The 1,853-nt window shown below is 62.0% G+C and carries 3 protein-coding genes; 2 read left to right on the top strand and 1 reads right to left on the bottom strand.

Annotated elements, in window-relative coordinates; genetic code table 11:
- Positions 1 to 56: 56 nt before the first annotated feature.
- Positions 57 to 395, top strand: a complete 339-nt coding sequence (locus AB0H00_RS31770) for a hypothetical protein (protein ID WP_357273594.1) — start codon at positions 57 to 59, stop codon at positions 393 to 395.
- Positions 396 to 706: 311 nt separating this feature from the next.
- Here the strand turns inward: AB0H00_RS31770 and AB0H00_RS31765 are convergent, their stop codons facing one another.
- Positions 707 to 1,633, bottom strand: coding sequence for a protein rep (locus tag AB0H00_RS31765; RefSeq protein WP_357273600.1), 927 nt, complete (start codon positions 1,631 to 1,633; stop codon positions 707 to 709).
- Between AB0H00_RS31765 and AB0H00_RS31760 the strand changes: the two genes are divergently transcribed.
- Positions 1,562 to 1,853: hypothetical protein (locus AB0H00_RS31760; RefSeq protein ID WP_357273602.1), on the top strand; the 292-nt coding region annotated here is incomplete at its 3' end. The two genes, AB0H00_RS31765 and AB0H00_RS31760, sit on opposite strands and share 72 nt — an antisense overlap.

Raw genomic sequence — 1,853 nt, 5'->3', positions numbered from 1 at the left:
TAAACCTTACGCATACACTCTAAGAAACGAATTGTTGATTCGCAAGGAGATACGACATGGCGAAGAAGGAGACCCCGCCTGAGCTGGCGGGATGGGTCGAAGAACGTGCCGAGCTTCTGGTGAAGACTGCTCGGCGGATCGTCGCGAAGGCGGATGCTCGGAAGGATCAGCCGGTTGCGGAGTGGTTGATTCCGTTGTTGGAGGACTTCTCTCACGCCGAGAAGATCGCCAAGCGTGGGGCACATCTGCTGGGTGCCTATGCGTTGCGCAATGGGCTGACGACGCAGACCGAAGTGGCTCGGGCGATGGGGTTGACCGTCACGGCGGCCGCGAACCGGTCTGCCTCGAGGTTGGCTCGGGAGACCTGGGCGGAGGTGTGGCCAGACAAACAGTGAGCGCGAGAGATGGTCTGGATCCACATAGGTGTGAGACGCGGCCGGTCGGACTTTGGTTCCGGCCGGTCTTTTTGGTGGGTGGGACCGAGTGACTGGGTGGGTCCTTCCCCTAGCCTCGATTGTCCAGCTCATCCAGGGCAGTCAAGGGAAAGAGCGCCCTTGACTGCCCTTCCAGAGCTTTGGAGATGGCCTTTATCGGGGAAGAGGGTAGGCCGGTCTGGACGTAGTGCAAGAGGTGTGCGGGCCGCTGCCGGTCTGGCACACCTCTTGCACCATCACGACACCTTTTGCATCACTCGGGATCCCAAATCTCAGCTGGCGATGTCGACCACACCGGGAGAGGCCCATTCTTCGGCCGTGTAGACGCCCTGGATACCGATCCTGTAGGCCAGGAGGGTCTGGAGTAGGCCGTGCCATCCTTCGGCCTCTACAGCCTCCAGGACGGCGATTTCCGCGCCAGGGATGACTCGGATCCGGCGCCACGTCCATGGCGTCAGGACGGCAACGGTCTCGCCTTCGTGTTCTTCAGCGGCGATCTCTTCCTCGGTGCCGAAGTCTTCGTCTGGCATGAGCTTTGCCCACAAACCGGGGCTCCAGCGGATAGCACTGCGCCCCGCGGTTGCTTCCTCGTATTCCCACCAGAGTTCGAGGTCGTCGGCCAGGGCGTGGTTGCCGAAGTCCGCAAGGATCGCGAACGGCGTCCGGTTGCCATTGGTCGCGTCCTTCATGTCCGCGCGGGCGATTTCGTTGCCGAGGCCTTTCTCCTGGACTTTGGTGATGTAGGCGGCCAGGCCTTTGCCTTTTTCGACGGGTACGACAGTGAGCCGTACACCGACCTTGCCGGTTGGCCATCCGACCTTGGCCAAGCCTTGGGCCCATCGAGCATCGAGTCGTCCGACCCAGGCGCACATTTCGTCGAACGCCAGCGGCCGGGCAGTGAGCACCAGGACGTGGGCGTGTGGGTGCCATCCGTTCTCACCATGGGTGATCTCGACAGCCTTGATGTCACCCAGGATCCCGAAGCTCTTTTTTTCGTGCTGGTAGGCGCGGCCAGTCTTGACGTGGCGCCAAGCCTGAGTGAGGGCGGTCAAGCTCTCCTTGAGTGCGTCGCCCTTCTCGTGCGGAAGAGTCACCGTGATAAACCAAGCCGCGCCACCGTTGTCGAGATGCCGGCCGACTCCTTCGGCGATCTGGTCGCCACGACGTACACGGACTTTGGCGGAGCAGACCGGGCACAACCAGATGCGACCACAGGTTTCCAGGCCTCCGAATCCTGCCGTGGTCCGGCCGTCGGTGGTACTGGCCTTGATGACGATTCCGTTAGCGATCGGTTCCCATCCGCAGCCCTTGCAACGGTCGACCGTGGTGACCTCTCGCAGCAGGTGTCGGAGGCGGTATCGGAGTTTCCGACGGGCCGAAATTGGGTCCTGACCAGCAGGGGACGCAAAGTTTGCGTAG

The sequence above is a fragment of the Nocardia sp. NPDC023852 genome, from assembly GCF_040639505.1.
Taxonomy (GTDB): Bacteria; Actinomycetota; Actinomycetes; order Mycobacteriales; family Mycobacteriaceae; genus Nocardia.
Note: the sequence above shows the minus strand (reverse complement) of the source record. Positions and strands in the feature narration are given on the sequence as shown.

Coding starts and splice junctions, on each gene's coding strand:
- AB0H00_RS31770 (WP_357273594.1), top strand. CDS start 57: ATGGCGAAGAAGGAGACCCCGCCTGAGCTGGCGGGATGGGTCGAAGAA.